This is a genomic window from Pseudoalteromonas agarivorans, assembly GCF_024518735.1.
Classification (GTDB): Bacteria; Pseudomonadota; Gammaproteobacteria; order Enterobacterales; family Alteromonadaceae; genus Pseudoalteromonas; species Pseudoalteromonas atlantica.
The window spans coordinates 122,586-145,158 of the sequence record NZ_JANIGJ010000006.1 but is presented as its reverse complement, the minus strand read 5'-3'; the positions used below and the strand labels follow the sequence as shown (position 1 = coordinate 145,158).

Annotated in this window: 18 protein-coding genes; 8 read left to right on the top strand and 10 right to left on the bottom strand. The window is 39.9% G+C overall.

The window, feature by feature from the left end; translation table 11 throughout:
• Nucleotides 1-9 precede the first annotated feature (9 nt).
• From oadA to NQT65_RS12215, 4 genes are all read left to right on the top strand, one after another.
• Nucleotides 10-1,788: a sodium-extruding oxaloacetate decarboxylase subunit alpha gene (oadA, locus tag NQT65_RS12230; RefSeq protein ID WP_256851279.1), complete on the top strand. Its 1,779-nt coding sequence runs from the start codon at nt 10-12 to the stop codon at nt 1,786-1,788.
• Nucleotides 1,789-1,799: 11 nt separating this feature from the next.
• The gene (locus NQT65_RS12225) at nt 1,800-2,930 is read left to right on the top strand and encodes a sodium ion-translocating decarboxylase subunit beta (protein WP_256851278.1); all 1,131 of its coding nucleotides are present in this window, start codon (nt 1,800-1,802) and stop codon (nt 2,928-2,930) included.
• Nucleotides 2,931-3,068: 138 nt separating this feature from the next.
• Complete coding sequence (locus NQT65_RS12220; RefSeq protein WP_256851277.1) at nt 3,069-4,040, top strand: aldo/keto reductase; 972 nt, start codon at nt 3,069-3,071, stop codon at nt 4,038-4,040.
• Between the two features lie 13 nt (nt 4,041-4,053).
• Entirely contained in the window at nt 4,054-4,230 is a 177-nt protein-coding gene (locus tag NQT65_RS12215) for a hypothetical protein (RefSeq protein WP_024031605.1), read from the top strand.
• 92 nt (nt 4,231-4,322) lie between these two features.
• On the opposite strand, the gene NQT65_RS12210 is transcribed toward NQT65_RS12215, so the two are convergent.
• Complete coding sequence (locus NQT65_RS12210; protein ID WP_004587523.1) at nt 4,323-5,636, bottom strand: peptidoglycan DD-metalloendopeptidase family protein; 1,314 nt, start codon at nt 5,634-5,636, stop codon at nt 4,323-4,325.
• A 379-nt stretch (nt 5,637-6,015) separates the two neighbouring features.
• Between NQT65_RS12210 and tyrS the strand changes: the two genes are divergently transcribed.
• Nucleotides 6,016-7,215 carry a tyrosine--tRNA ligase gene (gene tyrS, locus NQT65_RS12205; protein WP_256851276.1) on the top strand — a complete coding sequence of 400 codons (1,200 nt, stop codon included), beginning with the start codon at nt 6,016-6,018 and terminating at the stop codon, nt 7,213-7,215.
• Between the two features lie 70 nt (nt 7,216-7,285).
• On the opposite strand, the gene NQT65_RS12200 is transcribed toward tyrS, so the two are convergent.
• The 4 genes from NQT65_RS12200 to folE2 form a co-directional block, all read right to left on the bottom strand.
• On the bottom strand, nt 7,286-8,230 hold the full coding sequence (locus tag NQT65_RS12200) for a cobalamin biosynthesis protein CobD/CbiB (protein WP_256851275.1): 945 nt from the start codon (nt 8,228-8,230) through the stop codon (nt 7,286-7,288).
• Entirely contained in the window at nt 8,231-8,938 is a 708-nt protein-coding gene (mtnN, locus tag NQT65_RS12195) for a 5'-methylthioadenosine/S-adenosylhomocysteine nucleosidase (protein ID WP_004587526.1), read from the bottom strand.
• Nucleotides 8,939-9,057: 119 nt separating this feature from the next.
• Complete coding sequence (locus NQT65_RS12190; RefSeq protein ID WP_256851274.1) at nt 9,058-9,654, bottom strand: DUF2726 domain-containing protein; 597 nt, start codon at nt 9,652-9,654, stop codon at nt 9,058-9,060.
• Between the two features lie 114 nt (nt 9,655-9,768).
• Nucleotides 9,769-10,689, bottom strand: coding sequence for a GTP cyclohydrolase FolE2 (gene folE2 / locus NQT65_RS12185; RefSeq protein WP_055254809.1), 921 nt, complete (start codon nt 10,687-10,689; stop codon nt 9,769-9,771).
• Nucleotides 10,690-10,915: 226 nt separating this feature from the next.
• Here folE2 and arcB point away from each other — a divergent pair, with 226 nt between their 5' ends.
• Nucleotides 10,916-13,234: an aerobic respiration two-component sensor histidine kinase ArcB gene (gene arcB / locus NQT65_RS12180; RefSeq protein WP_256851273.1), complete on the top strand. Its 2,319-nt coding sequence runs from the start codon at nt 10,916-10,918 to the stop codon at nt 13,232-13,234.
• 14 nt (nt 13,235-13,248) lie between these two features.
• Here arcB and arcA read toward each other — a convergent pair whose 3' ends face one another.
• From arcA to trmB, 4 genes are all read right to left on the bottom strand, one after another.
• Complete coding sequence (gene arcA, locus NQT65_RS12175) at nt 13,249-13,965, bottom strand: two-component system response regulator ArcA (RefSeq protein WP_004587530.1); 717 nt, start codon at nt 13,963-13,965, stop codon at nt 13,249-13,251.
• Nucleotides 13,966-14,455: 490 nt separating this feature from the next.
• Nucleotides 14,456-16,060 (bottom strand): HAMP domain-containing sensor histidine kinase, encoded by a 1,605-nt coding sequence (locus tag NQT65_RS12170; RefSeq protein ID WP_256851272.1) that lies wholly within the window; start codon nt 16,058-16,060, stop codon nt 14,456-14,458.
• Between the two features lie 154 nt (nt 16,061-16,214).
• Nucleotides 16,215-17,240 carry a methyltransferase gene (locus NQT65_RS12165; protein WP_126006013.1) on the bottom strand — a complete coding sequence of 342 codons (1,026 nt, stop codon included), beginning with the start codon at nt 17,238-17,240 and terminating at the stop codon, nt 16,215-16,217.
• 44 nt (nt 17,241-17,284) lie between these two features.
• The gene (gene trmB / locus NQT65_RS12160; protein WP_126006015.1) at nt 17,285-18,010 is read right to left on the bottom strand and encodes a tRNA (guanosine(46)-N7)-methyltransferase TrmB; all 726 of its coding nucleotides are present in this window, start codon (nt 18,008-18,010) and stop codon (nt 17,285-17,287) included.
• Nucleotides 18,011-18,171: 161 nt separating this feature from the next.
• Here trmB and mutY point away from each other — a divergent pair, with 161 nt between their 5' ends.
• Nucleotides 18,172-19,233 (top strand): A/G-specific adenine glycosylase, encoded by a 1,062-nt coding sequence (gene mutY, locus NQT65_RS12155; RefSeq protein ID WP_256851271.1) that lies wholly within the window; start codon nt 18,172-18,174, stop codon nt 19,231-19,233.
• 33 nt (nt 19,234-19,266) lie between these two features.
• Nucleotides 19,267-19,539, top strand: a complete 273-nt coding sequence (locus NQT65_RS12150) for an oxidative damage protection protein (protein WP_004587535.1) — start codon at nt 19,267-19,269, stop codon at nt 19,537-19,539.
• Nucleotides 19,540-19,589: 50 nt separating this feature from the next.
• Here NQT65_RS12150 and NQT65_RS12145 read toward each other — a convergent pair whose 3' ends face one another.
• Nucleotides 19,590-22,364 carry a hybrid sensor histidine kinase/response regulator gene (locus NQT65_RS12145; protein ID WP_064385646.1) on the bottom strand — a complete coding sequence of 925 codons (2,775 nt, stop codon included), beginning with the start codon at nt 22,362-22,364 and terminating at the stop codon, nt 19,590-19,592.
• Nucleotides 22,365-22,573: the final 209 nt, after the last annotated feature.

Sequence of the window (22,573 nt, the reverse complement as noted above, 5' to 3'; positions counted from 1 at the left end):
GAGGCACACATGGCTAAATTAAAATTAACAGAACTTGTTTTACGCGATGCTCATCAGTCTTTACTTGCAACCCGTATGCGCTTAGATGACATGCTCCCTATTGCTAACAAACTTGATGATGCCGGTTATTGGTCTATTGAGTCGTGGGGCGGCGCTACGTTTGACTCGTGTATTCGTTATTTAGGTGAAGATCCGTGGGAGCGTATTCGTGCCCTTAAAAAAGCAATGCCGAATACTAAACAGCAAATGCTATTGCGCGGGCAAAATTTATTGGGTTACCGCCACTATGCCGATGACGTGGTAGAAAAGTTTGTAGAGCGTGCCCACAAAAATGGTGTAGATGTATTTCGTATTTTTGACGCCATGAACGATGTACGTAACTTAGAAACGGCAATTAAAGCGGCTGTAAAAGTAGGAGCACACGCGCAAGGTACTATTTCTTATACTGTAAGCCCAGTGCATACCCTAGATATGTGGTTAACCCTTGCAAAACAGCTAGAGGATTTAGGTTGTCACTCTATTTGTATTAAAGATATGGCAGGCTTATTAAAACCATACGATGCAGAGCAACTTATTAAAGGGCTAAAAGAAACCGTTTCTATCCCTATTGCTATGCAGTGCCATGCAACCACAGGTTTAAGTACAGCTACATATCAAAAAGCCATTGATGCAGGCATTGATATGCTTGATACCGCAATTTCTTCAATGAGTATGACTTACGGTCATTCAGCTACAGAAACCATTGTAGCAATTGTTGAAGGAACGCCCCGCGATACCGAATTAGATTTAAACCAGCTAGAAGAAATAGCGGCTTACTTTAGAGATGTACGTAAAAAGTACGCTGCCTTTGAGGGGAGCCTTAAAGGTGTTGATGGCCGTATTTTACTCGCGCAAGTACCTGGTGGCATGTTAACCAACATGGAAAACCAACTTAAAGAGCAAGGCGCAGCAGATAAGCTAAATGAAGTATTACTTGAGATCCCACGCGTGCGTGAAGATTTAGGTTTTATCCCACTAGTTACTCCAACATCGCAAATTGTAGGCACACAAGCAGTACTAAATGTGCTTACGGGTGAGCGTTATAAAACAATTACCAAAGAAACCGCCGGTGTTTTAAAAGGCGAGTATGGTTTAACACCAGCACCTATGAATAAAGAGCTGCAAGAGCGAGTGCTTGATGGCTGTGAGGTTATTACGTGTCGCCCTGCAGATAATATAGCCCCAGAGCTTGCATCGCTTGAAGCTGAGCTGCAAAAAGAAGCGCAAGAGCAAGGTTTAACACTTGCTGATGAGCAAATAGATGACGTGCTTACCTATGCATTATTCCCACAGGTTGGCCTTAAATTTATTAAAAATCGCAACAACCCAGATGCCTTTGAAGCAGTGCCAAGTGCTGATGATGCAAACGCTAAGCCTGCAGCAAAACCTGCAAGTAACAAAGGTGTTAGCGCTGAGCAATACAGCGTTAAAGTTGACGGTAAAGTTTACGATGTAGTGGTTGCGAAAGGTGGCGAGCTTAAAGAGGTAACGCTAAAAGATTCAGAGCACTTACCACAATCAGCATCGGTTGCATCAGGTGAAACACTGAATGCGCCACTGGCAGGTAATATTTTTAAAGTAAAAGTAAAAGCAGGCCAAGCCGTAAACGAAGGCGATGTGGTTGTTATTATGGAAGCAATGAAAATGGAAACCGAGGTTCGTGCAATGCACTCAGGTACTGTGGCTGAGGTCTTAGTGTCTGAAGGTGATGCTGTGACAACGGGCGATGCAATTATAGCGATGGCGTAGGAGTAGCTTTAATGGAAGGTCTTTTAAACCTTTGGCATGCTACCGGCATTGCTAACTTTACGTTTCCTAGCTTAATAATGATTGCGGTAGGGTGTTTGTTGTTGTTTTTAGCCATTGCTAAAAACTTTGAACCCCTATTACTGCTGCCGATTGGCTTTGGCGCAATACTGACTAATATTCCGGTTGCTGGGCTTTCTGACCCAGGTGGTTTGCTTTATTACGTGTATTACGTAGGTATTGATACGGGGATCTTCCCTTTATTAATTTTTATGGGAGTAGGGGCGCTGACTGATTTTAGTGCGCTTATTGCCAACCCGCGTATGTTATTACTGGGTGCAGCCGCGCAGTTTGGTATTTTTGCCACCTTGTTTGGGGCAATTTTATTAAACTATGTACCTGGCTTTGAATTTAGCTTACAAGATGCCTCAGCCATTGCCATTATTGGTGGTGCCGATGGCCCTACAGCCATATTTTTAGCATCTAAGCTTGCCCCTGATTTACTAGGTGCCATTGCGGTTGCTGCTTATTCTTACATGGCGTTAGTGCCAATTATTCAGCCGCCTATTATGCGCGCATTAACTACACCTGATGAGCGTGCTATTAAAATGCCAGAGCTGCGCAAAGTATCTAAAAAAGAGAAAATAGTATTTCCTTTAATGGTACTGAGCTTAACCGCTATGTTTTTACCAGCGGCTATTCCCTTAGTAGGTATGTTCTGTTTAGGTAATTTAATGCGTGAGTCTGGTGTTGTGGATAGGCTTAGTAACAGTGCCCAAAACGAAATTATTAATATAACCACGATATTTTTAGGTTTGGCAGTGGGCTCTAAACTAGCGGCTGATCAGTTTTTAACTGTAGAAACCATTGGTATTTTGGTGCTCGGTGCGCTGGCATTTGCTATTGGTACAGCGTCGGGTGTGTTTATGGCAAAAGGCCTTAACAAGCTTTCTAAAACACCTATTAACCCTTTAATTGGTGCTGCGGGTGTATCGGCAGTACCGATGGCGGCGCGTGTAGTTAATAAAGTTGGGCTTGAGAATAATCCACATAACTTTTTACTTATGCATGCTATGGGGCCAAACGTAGCTGGGGTGCTAGGAAGTGCCGTAGCCGCAGGTATATTACTAGCGCTTGTTGGCTAGTATTTAGGATTTAATCCAACCGATTAGCGCAGTTTACTGCGCTTTTTTTATGCCTATAAAACTGTACGTATTAAAGTTTGTTTGCAGACGTGTTTTTGTTTACAGTGAGGGCTATGCACTCTAATAAGGATAGTCATCATGCTTCACACCCCTTTGGCAAAATATTTACCTCATGTTAGTAGACTCGTTTTTGGCTGTATGGGCCTAGGCGGCGGTTGGAATAAAGACGCCATTACTAAGGCTCACTTAAAGCAAACTCACGAGTGTATTGATGCAGCCATAGTTGGCGGCATTAACTTTTTTGATCACGCCGATATTTATACCTTTGGCAAAGCCGAGCAGGTATTTGGCCAAGCACTAGCTGAGCGACCAGAGCTGCGCGAGCACATGTATATTCAATCTAAATGCGGTATACGCTTTGAAGATGATAAAGGCCCTAAGCGTTACGACTTTTCGGCCAAGTGGATTGAAGAGTCAGTTGAAGGTTCACTTAAACGTTTAAACACCGATTATCTTGATGTGCTTATGCTTCATCGCCCTGATCCGCTAATGGAAGTAGAAGAAATTGCACAAGTATTTAGCTGTCTTCAAGAAAGCGGCAAAGTACGTAATTTTGCCGTATCAAACATGCAGCAGCACCAAATGAACTTTTTACAACATGCCCTAGATATGCCTATTGTTGCTAATCAAATTGAAGCAAGTTTACAAAAACACCAATTTGTTGATGAAGGTGTTTATGCAGGTAATGCAGATGGAAAAGATCTTAACTTTACACCGGGCAGTGTAGAGTATTGCCGCCACTTTGATATTCAAATACAAAGCTGGGGAAGTTTATGCCAAGGGCTATACACAGGTGGCGATTTAACAAATGCATCGCAAGCCGATATAAATACCAGCATACTCGTAAATAAGCTTGCTGCACTTTACGATACAACACCTGAGGCAATTGTTTTAGCTTGGTTATTACGCCACCCTGCATTAATACAGCCAATTATTGGCACAACGAACGTTGAGCGTATTGCAGCGTCATGCGGTGCACTAAATGTTACGTTAAGTCGCGAACATTGGTATGCATTGTATGTAAGCGCCAAAGGCCATGAATTACCATAATTAAGGTTTAGGAATGAATATATTTGTTATTTTAATTTGCTTGTTTGTCGCTCTAGCGGTGCTGATACCTTTGCTTGAAAAGTACCAAGGTAAAATGGGGTTGGATGGCGCAACCAAATACAGCAAATATATTTGGCCGCTGGTTATGGTTTCTTTAGTCGTACAGCTTATTTATGTATTAATAAATTAATAAACTAATAAACTAATAAATTAATAAAAAACACAAAAAAGCCTTTGCAGGTTAACCCTGCAAAGGCTTTTTTAGTATCTATAACTTATACGTTACTTAAGTGCTAGCTGTAGTTCGCGATTGCGTTCAAGCTGTGCAATAAAGTTTTCGGCAATAGGTTTAAACTTAGCAAGTTCAGAGCGTGGTAATGGCTCAGACTTAGGTAACTTAACGGTTTTAGGATTACGGTGTACACCATTTACTAAAAATTCGTAGTGTAGGTGCGCGCCTGTTACACGGCCGGTAGAACCCACCGTACCAATTTTGTCACCTTGTTTAACCTTTTGGCCTGTTTTAACAAGCTTTTTGTTAAGGTGTAAGTACTTAGTTACGTACTGTGTGCCATGGCTTATAAATACGTAGTTACCATTGTACTTACTGTAACCTGCTTTAATTACTTTACCGTTACCCGAGGCTACAACCGGAGTGCCTGTACGTGCAGCGTAATCAATACCACGGTGCGCTCTTACTTGCCCTGTTACTGGGTGTAAGCGACGTGGGTTAAAGCTCGAGCTAATATACTTAAAGTTTACCGGCGCACGTAAAAATGCTTTTTTCATGCTGCGCCCTTCAGGCGTATAAAAGCTGCCGTCGGTATGGCGAATAGCCGCATAACGCTGACCTTGGTTTATAAATTCTGCCGCAATAATTTTACCAGTGCCAATAAACTCGCCATCAACATAATGCGACTCGTAAATTAGCCCAAACTGATCGCCCTTACGAATATCGTTGGCAAAATCCACATCCCAACCAAATATATCAGCAAAGTTCATTATTTGGCGCTCGCTTAAGCCTGCAGCAATTGCTGAGGTCCAAAAGCTGCTAGAAATTTCACCACCGGCTGTTTTGCTCAGTGTTTCTATTTCTTTGCTATCTATTGATGTGTCGTAATTACCTTCGTCATTTAAGGTAACAAACAAAGTATCTGTTTTTGAAATAACATAACGAAGCTGAGCTAAATCACCGTTTTCTGCTGTTGCAAAACTAAGTATTTCACCTGGGTGAATTTTAGTTAGTTTGCGTGTTTCAGCATTGGTGTTAATTAGCTTGTGAAGCGTTTGCGCTGAAAAGCCAGCACGCTTGAAGATAATTGCTAAATTATCGCCGTTTTTAACTTGATGATCGACTAAGTCGTATTCTGGCAGCTTTTCTGCTGCTTCTGGCGAATTTAATTCAGTTAATTTTTCGTTGTCTTCAACTTTAACTTGTAACTCGTAACGCTTACCAATTTCTAGTGCATTTGCACTATTGTCTTTGGATGCAGTCGCTTTTTCTGAAGGAAGAAAGGCTAAGCCAACAATAGCAGAAACCAAACCTAGAATAAGCAATTTGTGTTTTTTGGGAAGCGTGTTAACCACGTGAACCATAACGTGCCTTTTCTGCTGTCGTGAAAATAAAATATATATTAATGCAGGATATACGTAATAAGGTACGAATACTAGTAAATAAAGCTAAAAGCCCCGCAAATGTTAGTAAAATGACAATTTATAGTTGTTTAAGTTTATCGATTTAAACTGTTTCTAAAGTGCGCTAAAATCGGCGTTTAAACACCATTTCTAATTGCCTAACACAGTGAGACTAAGCTTATTGAGTTTAGTTGCATTATTCGCATAAAAAATTGTTTTAATTAGGTAGAAATTTGTTATGTTAGCAACATAAGTGCTTTTGGTTTAAATCTGTTTTAAACCCTTATGTAGCAAGTCATCTAGTTGCCCCTTCGTTGGCAGAATTTTGGAGTAATACACAGTGGATTTACAAACCGCTCTAGCAGAGATAAAACGCGGTGCAGAAGAGATATTAATTGAAGACGAATTAGTTGAAAAACTAAAGTCGGGCAAAAAGTTAAAAATTAAAGCCGGTTTCGATCCTACCGCGCCAGACTTACATTTAGGTCACACTGTACTAATTAATAAAATGAAAACCTTTCAAGATTTAGGTCATGAGGTTATTTTCTTAATTGGTGACTTTACCGGCATGATTGGCGATCCAACAGGCAAAAATGTAACACGTAAACCACTGACCCGTGAAGATGTACTTGCCAATGCTGAGACTTATAAAGAGCAAGTTTTTAAGATTTTAGACCCAGCTAAAACCACCGTAGCCTTTAACTCTTCATGGATGGAAAACCTGGGTGCCGCAGGTATGATCAAACTTGCAGCTAATCAAACTGTAGCGCGTATGCTAGAGCGTGACGACTTTAAAAAGCGTTACGGCAACGGCCAACCCATTGCAATTCACGAATTTTTATACCCACTCGTACAAGGTTGGGATTCGGTTGCACTTGAGTCAGACGTAGAGCTTGGTGGTACTGATCAGCGCTTTAACCTTTTAATGGGCCGCGAGCTTCAAAAAGTAGAAGGCCAAAAGCCTCAAACAGTATTAATGATGCCATTACTTGAAGGTACTGACGGCGTTCAAAAAATGTCTAAGTCGCTTGGTAATTACATTGGTATTACTGATGCGCCAAACGATATGTTTGGTAAAGTAATGTCGATTAGCGACGTACTTATGTGGCGCTACTACGACTTACTAAGCAGCTTATCAATCGAAGAAATTGCAGCGCAAAAACAACGCGTAGAGCAGGGCGCTAACCCGCGTGATATTAAGATTGAGCTGGCGAAAGAGTTAATTGCACGTTTTCACAGTGAAGAAGCTGCGCAAGCCGCACACGATGATTTTATCAAACGTTTTCAGAAAAAAGCGCTACCTGATGAAATCCCTGAGCTGACAATTACGATTGCAGAAGAAGGTATTTTAATTGCTAACTTACTTAAAGAAGCTAATTTAGTAGCCAGTACTTCTGAAGCAATGCGCATGATTAAGCAAGGTGCAGTAAAACTTAACGGTGAAGATAAAATCACTGATACAAAACTTGAAGTAGCAAAAGGCACGACCGCTATTTACCAAGTAGGTAAGCGTAAGTTTGCCAACATTACTGTAGCGTAAGCGCAGTTAAAACTAAAAAACCAGCTTAGGCTGGTTTTTTTGTGCGCGTATTTTGGCTGCTAAAAAACCATTAAATCAGCTTTAATATCTCAATACTGATAATGACTAACAGCCAAAATGCACGCGCTTGATTTAATCTATTTATGATCACAGGCACGTCTTCGGCTTTTGGGAGTCGCTCGGTACCAATTCGCATTTTATTAAAACGCTTACCAAAATAAACCGCAGGGCCGCCTAGCTGTACGCCAATAGAGGCGGAGCACACACTTAAAATCCACCCCGTATTTGTTTGATAAAAGTGTCTGCCATAGTGCTTTATGTAATGCATACTTTGTTTACTGGCTTTGCTTGCGGCAATGGTTAATGCAAGTAAGCGTACGGGGATAAATTCGATTATAAACAAAAGTAGTTTAAGCGGTTTTAAAAAGTGGCTATTAGGTGAAATATCGGTGCGCCAAGCATGCTGCATTAAAGTCAGTAGCCGATACGCTAAAGCGGCAATTGGCCCAAGTAATAAAAATATAAATATAACGGTAAAGTAATTACGGGCAGCTCGTAAAATTAAGCTTTCAATTAAAGCTTTAATAATACCTGGCGCTGAGAGCTTATTAACCTCTCGGGCTAGCAGTGGCTTTACGAGTTCACGCGCGGTAGATTTTTGGTTTTGTTTTACTAACTTTGCAACACGCAAGGCTTTTTTTTCAATCGCTTTGCTTTCTAGGCACAAATATAAAATGAGGCCCGCGAGCAGCTCAGGATAAAAGGCAAATTCAAGCAGTAACACAATAATAATAAGAATAACGCTTAAAACTAGCGTACAGGCAAGAGTGGAGGCTAAATAAAGGTAACTTTTAGGCTCACTTGGTTTATAAATCCGTTTTTCTATAGCACTAAATACAGCGGTTAATACTGTATTAGGGTGATACCAGCTTTTTAACGGGAAAAAGCGCTCAGCAATGAGCGCCACAAAAAAGGCAATAAAGTCCAAATGGTTTTGAACAATATTGCTTAGCATTTACAGCGTAACTTTTGTTAGTTTTTCCAATAGTGCAACAACCATTTTTGATGAATTGATTGATGCAGTCTCTAGGTATTCTTCAAACGATTGCGGCGACTCTTTACCGGCAATGTCAGACATAGAGCGAATAACCACAAATGGCGTATTAAGCGCAAAACACGTTTGTGCAATAGATGCGCCTTCCATTTCTACTGCAAGCATTGTAGGAAAGTCGCTGCGTGCTTTATCAATTCGCACTGGATCACACATAAATGAATCACCCGTACAAATTAAGCCTACTAAGGTTTTTACTTCGCTAATTTGCGCAATGGTTTGCTCGGCAGCTTCAACTAGTTTTGGGTGTGCGGCAAAGCCTGCTGGCATTTGTGGAACTTGGCCAATTTCGTAGCCAAAAGCGGTTACATCTACATCGTGATGGCGTACTTCTGAAGAGATAACAACATCGCCAACACTTAGAGAGGGATCAAAGCCACCGGCAGAACCTGTGTTGATAACACAGTCAGGATTAAAGTTATCAATTAATAACGTGGTTGCAATCGTTGATGCCACTTTACCAATACCCGATTGCACAAGTGTTACTGTATTACCTGCTAATTCGCCTGTGTAAAAGGTAAACCCTGCTTTAGTTAGCACTTGTGGGTTTTGCATTGCTTCACGTAAAATTTTAACTTCTGGCTCCATTGCGCCAATAATACCAACATTCATAGTGTTTGATTCCTGAGTTTGAATACGTAGATTATACGTGAAGTTAGCAATAAAAAACAAAAAAGCGAGCTGTTTTACGGCTCGCTTTAAATACTTTTAGGAGAGTATTTAATTCTATTTTAAATTTCGGCTAACGCAGTGGTTTGCGCTTTAGCCTGAGAAGGTGACAATACCGCAGGTTTACTTACACGATTACGTATTGGACGAGCCGATTGCACCGCTGCAGGTTTGCCTAATTTAAACATAATTGCATCGCGCACCTCAGAAGGGCGGTAGCCTGATTTTACTTTCATACGAATATGTGGAATGCCAGCAGATTCTAAAGCGCCGTTTACAAACCAGTCGCGCTGCGCTTTGTGGCCATCTTTATTGGCGTTGTTAACTAAATCGACCGCTGCCACTATCGTCATTTTTTCTTTATCTACCAGCACAAAATCGAGTTGCTTATTTTTAGCTTTAGCTAAAGCTGCACGTTTTGATTTAGCTGAGAGGCCTTGCTTGCAGTCGATTACATCGATGAGTTTGACGCGGCTCACAATTTTATATTGATCGCCTACCGCACGCTCTAAAAGATTTAAAAATGCACCCTCAACCTGTGTAAACACGGTTTGTTTGCGGGTAAAAGGATAGGGATTGCCGCCATCATCACTAAATTTTGACGCAACCACAGAGGCCCCAACCACTAATACTAAAATTGATAATAAAGCGAATTCCATACGGTAACTCCATAACAACAAATTGACACTGCTCAAGTAAAGCAATTTACGTGCCTAAAAATTGGTTGTTATGGCTAATTACCGTATGTATTTATTATTAATGCAGCAGGGCTGCTAGGCTTTGTAACCGCCCTCAATTCCTTTAACGGCAATAGCGACTGCATCATGCGCATGGAGTGATTCGTAATGATTAATTTGTAGCCAGTAATCACTAAAGTTATCGTTTTCAAGAACCGCTTTAATTTTACGTGCAGCGTCTTCACAAAACATTAAATTTTGACCGTTAAGGCGGGCAAATTCTTGCTCATCTTCACGTTTTACTGCCGCTTGTACCGGGGTTTTTAGCTCAGCTTCTAATGTATCAATTAAATTTACTACGTCAAATTCACTAATCGTGTTGTCTAGCTTTACTTTAACGTTTGCAATTGAACGCTGTGAGTGAGGCGTTGCCACAATACCCTGTGTTGTACCTAGCCATGCTAAAACATCTTTTTGATTAAGTGTTTCTTGATTAAACTTTTCGCTAAAAGCATTTTGAATAAGCTGGCGAGCAAGTGCTGCAGAGCATGGACAGGTTGATGAATAAGTAACATCAACGCTTAGCTCGTAGCTAATTACGCTATTTTCAATAGTGCTGGTTAGGGTAATTGGGTAGCTTTTCCAACCTGCTTTACCGCTTAACAACGATTTACGACGCAGTGGTAACTCAAATTTAAACTCTATTTGGGCTTTGTCACTTAATCCTTCGTGGCTGGTGATAAAGGTATCGAGTGCTTGAGCTAAAGTTTGTGGGTTAACTTGTTGCTCTGTTGAGAGTAAATCAAGCGCTAAAAATAAACGCGACATATGAATGCCTTTAGCGTCTTCTTTATGCAAATTAACAAAGGCACGCGCTTTTGCGTTAACGGTAACGGGTGCTAAATCTTTCGATTCAAAAATAAATGGCAGTTCTATTTCGCCCATACCAACCCAGTCTAACTTACCTGTTTGTAAGGCGGGAGCCGTATCAGCTATATCGGGCATGTTGGTTTGCATGTGCGCTACTCGTTATTGGTCATAATAAAGCGCAGCATTTTACACTAAATAATTTATTGCTGAAATGATGAGTTTAACAAGTAGGCAAAAGTAAACATGAAAATTTTCTGTTTTTGTCGCACAACATGAATATAGCTAATAGAAAAATGCTAAAATCTGCTGCAAAATGCGTTTGACTATTAATAGGCACTTTTTATTTATGCCTAGTAACGAGATACACTGACCTATGACCGATTCTTCTTTGAGCCCTTGGGCTCGAGTACTTTCTAGTTTAATAACTCGCTTTGGCGAGTTAAAAACCGCGGCAATGTGCTACGCGCTTTTATTAGGCGTGTCGCTTATATTGTCGAGTATGTTTTATTATGTGGCACTGGGTGAGGTTAATTTAGTTGATATTTTAGCAGTGGTATTTTTTACCGCGGTTGTATCTCCTTTTATGATCAGTATTTTACTCAACTCGATTAGACAATTAGATGCCTCATACGCTTATTTAGACAGCGCCACAAAACAAGAAAAGCTGTTAAATCAAACGTTAAAAGATAATATCAACCGCCTCAACATTGAAATAGATGAGCGAAAAATGGCTTTTCATGCCAAGCATCGCGCCATTGAAGAGCTTCGCCGCGAAATAGCAGAGCGTAAAAAAACACAACAAGAACTTGCTCAGCAAGGCATGCTCCTTCGCTCTATTGTCGACTCTTCCCCCGATTTATTTTATTACCGAGATAACAACGGCGTGTTTGCCGGCTGTAATAAAATGTTTGAAGAGGTTATGGGCAAAACCAGTGCTGAACTAATTGGTAAAACAGTGGAACAGATTTTCCCTAGCTACTTTTTAGCAGAAGTACTCAGAACCGATAAACAAGTAGAGCAAACGCATCAAGCGCTGACAATTGATGTTGAATATATGGTTAATGGCGAAAACCGTTGGTTTGAGCTGCGTAAATTACCGTTTATAAACGATCAAGGTGACTACATAGGTTTGCTTGCATTTGGCCGTGATATAACCAGCCGTAAAGAAGCAGCACAAGCGCTTGAAACAGCCTATAAGGATAAAGGTAAGTTTATAGCAACGCTTAGTCATGAGCTGCGCACGCCATTAAATGGCATTGTAGGTTTAACCCGCATGCTGCTTGATACAGAGCTTAATAAGCAGCAACGCAGTTGGTGTAATACGGTGTTTTCGAGCGCTGAAACCTTAGGTAATATTTTTAACGATATTATAGATTTAGATAAAATAGACCGAGAGCAGTTAGATATAGCAACCGACTCTATTAACGTTTCAGACTTTATTAACGATGTAGTGAACTTTGCAGGTTTAATTGCTGAACAAAAAGAGCTTGAATTTTCAATTGAGCGAAATGGCACATTAGATGTTTATGCACTCCTAGACCCAACGCGTTTACGCCAAGTGGTATGGAACTTAATTAATAATGCCGTTAAGTTTACCCAGCATGGCGAGGTAAAACTCACATGTAGCCGAGAAGAGCGTAACGACGGGCCGTGGCTTGAACTTCAAATATCAGACACAGGGCAGGGGATCCCAGAGGATCAACTCTCGCGCATATTTGATATGTACTACAAAGCCCCAGATTTAAGCGGTAAAAACGCGATTGGCTCAGGCATTGGTTTAGCCGTAACCAAAGCGTTAGTCAGTGCAATGAAAGGCACTATTTCGGTAACCAGTACAGAAGGTGAAGGCAGCTGCTTTACAGTGCACATACCGCTTAGCTTATGTGTAGCGCCTACCGAACAAAGCTATGCAGGTAGAGGTTTATATATTTTACTTGTAGAGGATGTGCCATTAAATGCTGAAATTGCGACTAACCTGTTAGAGCAGCGAGGCCATGAAGTGATTTGGGCCGAAACGGGTGAAGATGCACTTTCGTTTGTAGAAACCGAAGACGAGCTAGATTTAGTACTACTTGATATGCAACTGCCCGATATAAATGGTGATGAGGTGGCAAGACAAATACGTGCCGATAGCCATTTTGATAAATTACCTATCGTTGCGCTTACAGCGAATGTACGTAGCGCCGAAGAAGACTTAGAAGGTATTTCGGTGCAAGGGGCGCTTGCTAAACCGATTAATACAATAAAGCTTGATAAAATGCTGGCTGATTTGTTTGATATTCAACAAAGTGAATCAGACAAACCGCTGCTAACGGTAAGTAAAGAAGCGCTTGAGGGCATTAATGCAGGTGTGCTTGATGTTGAAACCATTGAAGACTTTGTAAACTCTATGGGGCTTGAAGTATTTAAGCGCAGCAGTGGTTTGTTTGAAAAACTAAACCCGCAATATCAGCAAGAGCTGCAAAGCGCGTTAAATGAAAACGACAGGGAAGAGTACAAATCGGTGGCGCATAAGCTTAAAGGCGCTGCGGGCTCTGTAGGATTAAACGACGTACAGTTACATGCTAAAAAGATGGAACACGGTGCGCTTGATGAATCAGATGAAGTACTAAAAGAATGGTTAGATACATTGGCAGATAAAATAAATGAAGGACAAATTGCCCTTCATTCGTTTTTACAATTATTAGAGTAAGCGGTTTACTCTAATTAAGCGTCGATTTTACCAATAAAGCGGTAACCTTCACCATGGATGGTGCTGATTAGCTCAGAAGTAGAATTATCACTTTCGAAGTGCTTACGAATACGACGAATCGTTACATCTACTGTACGGTCATTAGCGCGAAGCTCACGGCCAGTCATATGCTTAATAAGTTGCTCACGGCTAAAAATACGCCCTGGAGAATCAAGCATTAAACGTAGCGCTCTGTATTCACCTTTTGGTAAACGCTTAGCATCACCATTTGGTGACGTTAAACAACGGCTGTTTTCGTCAAGTTCCCAACCGTTAAACGTAATTACACCGTTGGTTTCTAGCACTGACTCTTCGCCGCCTAGCGCTGTACGGGTAATTAAGTTGCGAGCGCGTATAGTCAATTCACGAGGGTTAAAAGGTTTAGTGATGTAATCATCAGCACCAATTTCTAAACCTAAAATACGGTCTACATCGTTATCACGGCCGGTTAAAAAGATTAAACCGACTTTACGTTTTTGGCGTAATTCACGTGCTAAAATCAGCCCGTTTTTACCCGGTAGGTTGATGTCCATAACTACAAGATTGACGTCATCATTATTTGTAAGCTTGTCATGCATATCATCGCCATCAATGGCTTCAATAACTTTGTAACCTTCAGCTTCAAATAAACTCACGAGGTTTAGTCGAGTTACGTCTTCATCCTCTACGATTAGAATGACTGGCGTTTGCATTATTAATTAACCTTTTTGGAATATTTTATTTACAAAAAATCGAATCTTAACTAAATAATTCGATTACTAGAGATTATAGGATTATACCCAAATGTTAACAAGAAAAAACAAGTTGGATAAAAATAAAACAGTAGGGGTGTTCCAAACTAACCAAAAGGCATTGTGCAAAAACTACTGTTTAATGATATATAACGGATGCAGCTTTTTGAATTATGAAAACGAAGCCATTTCCTTTAACAATTGATACATCCACCAATCGCTTAAAGGTACTAAAAATAATCGCGCAAATTCAAAACGGAATTATATCATTTTATAACCTTTCATCAATGTATGTGATACTGCAAAAGCAATAAAGTTCAGAAATTGTATCGCTTAATTATTAGATCAAGTTAAATAATTAAACATGAAATATCACATGCTCTCTCTATAAGGTCATTAAATGGTAATTCAAGTAAAAAGCGTAAATAAATACTCTTTTTTTAAACACTTTTTATGGAATTGTAATAACAAAGCGTACGCCGGGTTTTGCATCTAGGTCATACAGTATATGCCCACCCAGCGCTTGGGTTACCAAGTTGTACACTAAGTGCATGCCTAAACCACTAGCCCCTTGGCCCCGCTTAGAGGTTACAAATGGGTCAAATATCCTGTTTTTGACATTTTTATCAACGCCTTGGCCGTTATCTGTGTAGATTATTTTTATTTGTGGGCCTGTTATTTCTATATCAAACTTAATTTCGTTATTTTTGCTATTGCTAAAACCATGAATGGCAGAGTTTAAAATAAGCTGTTGGAAAATTTGTTGTAGTGGCTCAGATTTACTTTCAATGGTTAAATCACTCGGACAATTGATCACAACGTTAGGCTTTGACTTTATTAACTCTGATTGAATCGACATTAACACATCAGATATTAACCTATGGATGTTTACATGGGTTTTAATCCCATCATCTTGAATTACAGCTACCTTTTTAAAGTTAGAGATAAGGTCGGCCGCACGGTTTAGGTTTCTATAAATTAAATCAAGGTTTTCGATACCTTCGTCAATAAAGCGTTTTAATTGGTTAGAAGTAAGAGACTTATTATCAAAACTAAGCTGAATATCGGCAAGTTTATCGCGCAGCAAGGTTGAGCCAGTAATACCTAGGCCAATTGGGGTGTTAACCTCATGGGCTACGCCGGCTACCATTTGCCCTAAAGATGCCATTTTTTCGTTTTCTACTATTTGTTCTTGGTATTGATGCATTCGCTCAAGGGTAGAAAGCAGTTCTTGGTTTGCTTCGCGCAGGGCTATTGTTCTTTGGCTTACCTTTTCTTCTAAGCTCTGGTTGAGCTGTTTGATCTCTAGTTTGTCTTTTTCATGACGTTCTATTTGCTTACGGGTGCGAGTAAGCATGATATTTAAGCTGTTTGATAAGGCTGTAACCTCTTTTACGCTGGTGCTTGGTGCGCGTACGTCATAATTATGATTTTTTGATACGTCTTGTAGCAATACACTTAAGTGTTCAATAGGGTTAGCGATACTTTTTTGTGTTTTTATCGCTATAAAGTACACAAAAAACAAAATAAACAGGGTAAGGAAAATATCTATAATAATTTTTTGTTTTATAAATTCATCTAGGCTTTCTAAGCTGCCACGCATATAAACGTAACCCACCACCTGCTCGTTATTAAGCACAGGTGTTATTAGCTCAATGTAGTTGTTGGTCACTCTTGGCTCGTTAAGCTCTTTAATGCTGTCTACGCGCAGCGGAACAGGTGGGGTTTTTTTAGCATTAAAGCTAATAAAAAATACAGGTTTACTCGATGTTTTTTCTATTGCGTAAATATGAATGTTTTTAACAAGGGGGATTTTTTCAAACGACTTTAGGCGTTTTTCTTCTGTTTTTCTGTCGTCTTTTACCAATGAATCAGCGGCGTCGAAAGCAACAATATCGGAAAGGATCACGAGCTTGTTTATGATCAGTTCCTTTTGTTCTTTTACACTCATATAAGTGGAAATTGAAACCGATAAAGTTAAACAAATAGCAGTGATAAGCATGATGGTGTTGATCAGCGTTTTTCGAATACTTTTTTGATGTACTTTTTTTGGCATTATTGCTGCATCGCCTAAGCATGAATATTTATATTTAGAACTTTAGTTTAGCAAAAACCATAGAAAGTGAAGGGAAATAGTGAAATTAATTCTGATATTTATTCGAAAGTTAGGCTAAGTATTAATTACACTTAGCCTAACTAAGTATAATTAGTTAGCTACTGTAAACGGCAAATTTGTTATTTTTGTACACAGTGTGGAAGCTACCAAATTGCGCCTCTAAAATTGGCGGGTATTTTAAAAAGCTATTAGCCACTATGCTTAGCTTTCCTACCTTGGTTAAGTGCTGCTTAGCATTTGATAAAAATGCTTCTGCAATTGTGTAGTCGGTCGCTATGCCAGTATGAAAAGGCGGGTTACTAACTATTAAATCAAACTTGCCGCTAATATTTTTTAAGCCATCACTTAAAATAGTGCCGCCTTTAATATTATTAAGCTTTAATGTTTGCTCAGTAGCATAAGTTGCAAGTGCGCTCACATCGCTGCAAGTAAAAGTCAGTGCTGGGTTTTTAATACCTAAAAAAGTGGCTATTAAGCCTGCGCCACAGCCAAAATCTAGTACATTACCTTGTTTAGTGGTCGGGGCATTTTCTAGTAGCATTTTTGTGCCAGCATCTAAAGCGCCGTGGTTAAATACTCCCGGAACACTGATAGCATCAAACTCTAATCCTGCTACATTTACTCTAAACGTTTTATGGTAGCGGCTAATCTCAAAGGTTGGGTTGTTCTCTAGTTGCTCAAATGAGAACAAAATACAATGCTTAGCTGAGTCAATTTTATTACTGTACTGCGCTTTGCCCGCGAGCTGTTTTTCTATCGACTTAACGCCACTTTTATTTTCGCCTACCACAAGGAGCTGTGCTTTTTCGTTAATCACGGCGCGAATATTATCAAGTGCCATTAATACTTCAGGCTTTGATTTTGGGTAGTAAAGAATGACTAAATCGTAATCGTTGGCGGCCATTTCATGGTTAACACACACGTTTATGCCATTTATTTTTTTAGCAAATTCCCCATTAGCATGGTTATAACTAAATGCGGTGATGGCACTTTGAGGATTTAGCTGCTTTAGCTCTGCTAAAAAGCCATCTTGAACAAAGTTGACCACCAAGATAGATTTTCCCACTAGTTCTTCGCTATTACGAAGTAACAGTAAACTTGGGTTGGTTAATACGCTCATAAATGGCTTTGCCTTACAAATTATTGATTAGTAAATTAGTGTAATTATTTTGTGCGCTCAAACATTAAGTCCCATACGCCGTGACCTAAACGGTGGCCGCGCTGTTCAAACTTAGTTAGTGGGCGCGAATCAGGGCGAGGTACGTAGTCGTTGGTAGATGACTGATTTTTATAGCCTGGCGCTGCTTGCATAACTTCTAGCATGTGCTCGGCGTAGTTTTCCCAGTCAGTAGCCATATGAAAAACACCGCCAATTTTTAATTTGCTACGCAGTTTTTCAGCAAATTCTGTTTGCACTATACGGCGTTTATGATGACGCTTTTTATGCCATGGATCAGGGAAGAATAACTGCAGCGTTGTTAAGCTTTCATCTGCAAGGCAGTCAGCGAGTACTTCTACCGCATCGTGTTCAAATACACGTAAATTAGTAACACCGGCTTCATCTGCATCCATTAAACATGCACCAACGCCTGGGCGATGTACTTCAATACCAATAAAGTTTAGGTGCGGTGCATTTTTTGCCATTTCAACTAATGACTTGCCCATACCAAAACCAATTTCTAATACTACATCATTGTTATTGCCAAATACTTGGGCTAAGTCGAGTAGGCCGTTTTTGTGCTCAAGCCCCATAGTTGACCAGCATTTTTCAATTGCGGCAGCTTGGCCTTTAGTTAAGCGGCCTTCGCGTTTTACAAAACTGCGAATTGTGCGGATATACTTACCTTCTTGCTTAGCTTGCTCAAGGTTGTTGTTACTTGATTCACTCATATTATTGGCCTGACAAAAACAATGTGTTTAAAAATGGTTGCGTATTATCCCTGACCACGCAGCTAATCACAAGTATTAGCGTGTTATAGCCCCTTCATACCTTGATCTTTTTATTAACTGCAATAGACTGAGCCGCTATTGAGCATGAGTAAAAGTAGTATATGTTGGATTTAAATAAACAGCAGTCAGACAAATTTGCTAACCAAGTGGTTCAGTGGTATCACCTTCATGGGCGTAAAACACTGCCTTGGCAACTAGGTAAAACACCGTATAAAGTGTGGGTGTCAGAAGTAATGTTACAGCAAACGCAAGTTGTTACGGTTATTCCATACTTTGAAAAGTTTATGGCAAGCTTCCCAGATATCATTGCTTTAGCAAATGCAGATGAAGATTTAGTGCTGCATCATTGGACTGGCTTAGGTTACTATGCACGGGCACGTAACTTACATAAAACGGCCAAAATAGTGCGAGATAAATACCAAGGTAAATTTCCAACTACACTTGAAGAGGTCATGGATTTACCCGGAATAGGGCGCTCTACGGCAGGTGCGGTATTATCGCTGTCGCTTGGCCAGCACCACCCTATTTTAGATGGTAATGTTAAGCGAGTGCTTGCCCGTTATTTTATGGTTGAAGGATGGTATGGGGTAAAAAAAGTAGAAAACCAACTTTGGCATTTGTCTACCCAGTTAACCCCTAAAAACAATGTGACTGAGTTTAACCAAGCCATGATGGACTTGGGCGCCAGCCTTTGCTCTCGCAGTCGCTTTGACTGCCAAGCGTGCCCACTTAATAGCGATTGCGGTGCATTTAATGCCGGTAAAGTAAAAGAGTTTCCTTATTCTAAACCTAAAAAAGTGGTTCCTAAAAAGAGTTGTCATCAATTAATTATTCAGCATGACGAGAAAGTTTTAATGGAAAAGCGCCCAAGTAGCGGTATTTGGGGCGGTCTGTTTGGCTTTTTTGAGTTTAACGAATACAGCGAAATGGTGTTATTTTTAAATCAGCAAGGCTTAAAAACCGAGCTGGAAGAGTTAACGCCTTTTACTCATGTGTTTTCGCATTTTGAGCTGACGATAAATCCACATGTGCTTAATATTAATAACGTACCGGATGTAGTAAACGATAAACAACTTGTGTGGTACCCACTCGATCAATCTATAGAGGTGGGTTTAGCTGCACCGACTAAAAAGTTGGTTAAACAAATGAGCCCAATAGGTTAAACTATTAGCATTTAGCGCTTAAGAGAGTCAATTATGGCACGTACAGTATTTTGTCAAAAGTTACAAAAAGAAGCCGAAGGGCTTGGATTTCAGTTATACCCTGGTGAACTAGGCGAGAAAATTTTTAATAATATTTCTAAAGAAGCATGGGGCCAGTGGCAGCATAAGCAAACTATGCTAATTAACGAAAAGCATTTAAATATGATGGACCCAGAGCACCGTACGTTTTTAGAAGAGCAAATGGTTGGCTTTTTGTTTGAAGACAAAGACGTAGAAATTGAAGGTTATCGACCTCCTGAAAAGTAATTTTTAGGCATAAAAAAAGGGCTGTATAGCCCTTTTTTTATAGCTATATTTTATAGCGTTTCTTCATCAGTATTCGCTGAGCGCACTTGCTCTTTTAAAAACTGTGCGGCTTTAGAGTATTCAATTTCAAGGGTATCTCTTTGCGCTATTAGCTCATCAGTATCAAGCTCTGCATTTCGACACTTCTCTTCAAACTCTTCTGCACATTGCGCAACGGCCTCAGCACCAATAGTTTTAGAGATAGCCTTGAGCTGATGACAAGCACTGCTGATCTCGTCTCTGTCATTAACCATAACGCCGGAATTAATACTTTTAATTAGGCTTTGGCTTTGCTCTAAAAACATTTTGAAAAAGCGTAATTGTTTGGCTTCGTCGCCGTTTACATAAGTCGATACCGCGTCCATATTAATAGGCATGGCAGGCTTTTGATGAATAACAACAGTTTGGTCTTTATTATGCTTATCATACCAACGCTTTAAGGTATCTTCTAAGGCATTAAGCTCTATAGGCTTAGTAATAAAGTCATTAATACCTACCGCCAGACAACGCTCCTTTTCACCTTTGAGCGCATTGGCAGTAACCGCAATAATATAGGGCTGAGCGTCTATAGAATCTAACAACTCGGCTTCATCACGAATTTTTTCAACCATATCGTAACCTGACATTTTTGGCATATGTAAGTCGGTTAATATGAGCGAGTAATTGTTTTGACGCCACATATCTAAACCTTCTTCACCGTTATTTGCCACTTCAACGCCATAGCCTAGTATATGCAGTTGGTCGGTTAAAACTTGCTGGTTTAGTAGGTTATCTTCTACTAATAAAATGAGTTTATTGGCATCGCGTGCTTGTTCAACATTTAAATAATTGTTGAGTGTTTTTGTTTTTTTAATTTGTTTAGGTTGATGCAAGCCTGCTGCTACCAATATCGACATCATAAAGTTAGATTTACACAGCGGTGAGGCATTAATATAAAATACATTTTTATGGTTTATAGCGGCTTCATCAAGCTTACTTAATACCACTACTTGTTGATTATTATCTTCAAGTGAGTAAATAAGACGACGCAGTAAAGAGTTAACTTTTTCCATATCATCTATGCCATCGACAACCCAGATAATATCGTGCTGCTCTTGTTGAGCTTCTATTTCTTGCTGGTTGTGCACGTAGGTAATTTTAGCGCCCATAAATGACAAATAGCGGTACATTGCTTTTTCGCGCTCTAAATGATTGCTCACTACCACTACATGTTTGCCATTGAGCGCATTTTTATGTGCGTACTTAATTTTTCCTGAGGTACCAAATGGAAGCTCAACGGTAAATTCGCTACCAATGCCTGCATGGCTAGTTACATTAATAGTACCGAGCATAAGCTCGGTTAAACTTTTACAAATAGAAAGCCCTAAACCAGTGCCGCCGTATTCACGGGTAATTGAGTTTTCGGCTTGAACAAACGGGTTAAATATTTCTCGCAGTTGCGCTTGGGTCATGCCCTTGCCATTATCGGTTACGCAAAAACGCAGCGTAAAATGATCTGCCGTATTATGGGCCACTTCTACCGATATTTTTACGTGCCCTTGGCGTTTGTCATCAGTACTGGTGAACTTAATTGCATTACTACAAAGGTTATACAGTACTTGGCGAACCCGTATTGTATCGCCCGTTAAATTAGTTGGAATATCTGGCGCAATAGAAAGCTCTAAATCTAATTTGCGCTTTTTAGCAACAGATGAAAGCACGCGAGCCACTTCTTCAATCGTATCAGTAACTGAAAAAGGCGTAGGGTCAATATTTAGCTTACCCGCTTCAATTTTAGAGAAGTCTAAAATATCATCCAAAATACTTAATAGTGAAAACGCTGACTCACGGATAATAGTACTTAAACGATGCTGCGCGCCATCAAGCTCTGTTTGTCTTAATAAATCTATAGTGCCAATAACGCCGTTCATAGGCGTGCGAATTTCATGGCTCATAGTGGCTAAAAAGGTCGTTTTAGTTTCGCTAGCACGTTGTGCTTTTAATGTCGCTTGCTCTAATGCAATTGTTCTTTGTTGTACTTCGCTCTCAAGGCCAGTTTGTAATTTTTGAAGCTCTTTTTGCGCAGCCTCTTTTTCAGACATTACCGAGTTAACTTTATCTAGTAGCAAGTTTATGTTTTTAGCCACGCCAGATAAGCCTAAGTCTAGTTTTTCACTTACTTTACTGTCGTAATTGCCATTTTCGGTAATCGCTTGAAGTTCTTCATTTAACAAATGGCTACTTTTACGTAAGCGAGTATTTATATAGGTATTAAATAGTAGAGCTAATGCAAATAAGGCAAACACGCTTACAATTGCAATAATATAGGCTATTACTTGCGAGTCTTGCTGCGTTAAAGGCGGTGCTGGTAACTGCTGTTTTATTATTAGCTCACCAATAGGCTGGTCGTTCAAAAGCAATATATGGTGCAATACACCTTGCTCAGTTAAATGCTCATTTACTTTTTTAGACTCGATAGCGGGTTTAGTGCTGCTATATACAAGTTGGGTTTCTGAGGTGGCATTAAAGCGATAGAGCGTATATTCAAACTCATCATCTAATACTGAAGTAAGCTCAAGTAGCTGGCGAACCTTGCCTTGCCCATACATAGTAAGTGCATCTACCATTGGTAAATCAAGTTGTTGTGCTAGCTGCGTAATACTTACTTTTTGTTTGGCTGCTGGTGCAGGTTGTGTGTTTTGCGAATAAAACGCAAAGGCAACAATAGCAAGCGCTGTTACTGCAATATTAATTATTAAAAAAAGCGGCAGTAAGCCTTTCACCGGCGAAGAGAATTTACTCTGCATTGATTGTTCCCATTGGTATTTGTTTGTACGATAAGCCCTTATCGTATTTTCACAGTAATCGTATCATTTACGTAAAATAATTCACTACGTTTTTAGTCTGGTTTAATTGATTAAATTAAGGTTTTTTGTGAGTTTTTGTTGGATAAATAAACATTAGTCTATAAAAACTCGCTTTGTTGTGTGAAAACCGTTCAAACAGTTATAAAGAG

Coding starts and splice junctions, on each gene's coding strand:
- oadA (WP_256851279.1), top strand. CDS start 10: ATGGCTAAATTAAAATTAACAGAACTTGTTTTACGCGATGCTCATCAG.
- NQT65_RS12225 (WP_256851278.1), top strand. CDS start 1,800: ATGGAAGGTCTTTTAAACCTTTGGCATGCTACCGGCATTGCTAACTTT.
- NQT65_RS12220 (WP_256851277.1), top strand. CDS start 3,069: ATGCTTCACACCCCTTTGGCAAAATATTTACCTCATGTTAGTAGACTC.
- NQT65_RS12215 (WP_024031605.1), top strand. CDS start 4,054: ATGAATATATTTGTTATTTTAATTTGCTTGTTTGTCGCTCTAGCGGTG.
- NQT65_RS12210 (WP_004587523.1), bottom strand. CDS start 5,636: ATGGTTCACGTGGTTAACACGCTTCCCAAAAAACACAAATTGCTTATT.
- NQT65_RS12200 (WP_256851275.1), bottom strand. CDS start 8,230: ATGCTAAGCAATATTGTTCAAAACCATTTGGACTTTATTGCCTTTTTT.
- mtnN (WP_004587526.1), bottom strand. CDS start 8,938: ATGAATGTTGGTATTATTGGCGCAATGGAGCCAGAAGTTAAAATTTTA.
- NQT65_RS12190 (WP_256851274.1), bottom strand. CDS start 9,654: ATGGAATTCGCTTTATTATCAATTTTAGTATTAGTGGTTGGGGCCTCT.
- folE2 (WP_055254809.1), bottom strand. CDS start 10,689: ATGCAAACCAACATGCCCGATATAGCTGATACGGCTCCCGCCTTACAA.
- arcB (WP_256851273.1), top strand. CDS start 10,916: ATGACCGATTCTTCTTTGAGCCCTTGGGCTCGAGTACTTTCTAGTTTA.
- arcA (WP_004587530.1), bottom strand. CDS start 13,965: ATGCAAACGCCAGTCATTCTAATCGTAGAGGATGAAGACGTAACTCGA.
- NQT65_RS12170 (WP_256851272.1), bottom strand. CDS start 16,060: ATGCCAAAAAAAGTACATCAAAAAAGTATTCGAAAAACGCTGATCAAC.
- NQT65_RS12165 (WP_126006013.1), bottom strand. CDS start 17,240: ATGAGCGTATTAACCAACCCAAGTTTACTGTTACTTCGTAATAGCGAA.
- trmB (WP_126006015.1), bottom strand. CDS start 18,010: ATGAGTGAATCAAGTAACAACAACCTTGAGCAAGCTAAGCAAGAAGGT.
- mutY (WP_256851271.1), top strand. CDS start 18,172: ATGTTGGATTTAAATAAACAGCAGTCAGACAAATTTGCTAACCAAGTG.
- NQT65_RS12150 (WP_004587535.1), top strand. CDS start 19,267: ATGGCACGTACAGTATTTTGTCAAAAGTTACAAAAAGAAGCCGAAGGG.
- NQT65_RS12145 (WP_064385646.1), bottom strand. CDS start 22,364: ATGCAGAGTAAATTCTCTTCGCCGGTGAAAGGCTTACTGCCGCTTTTT.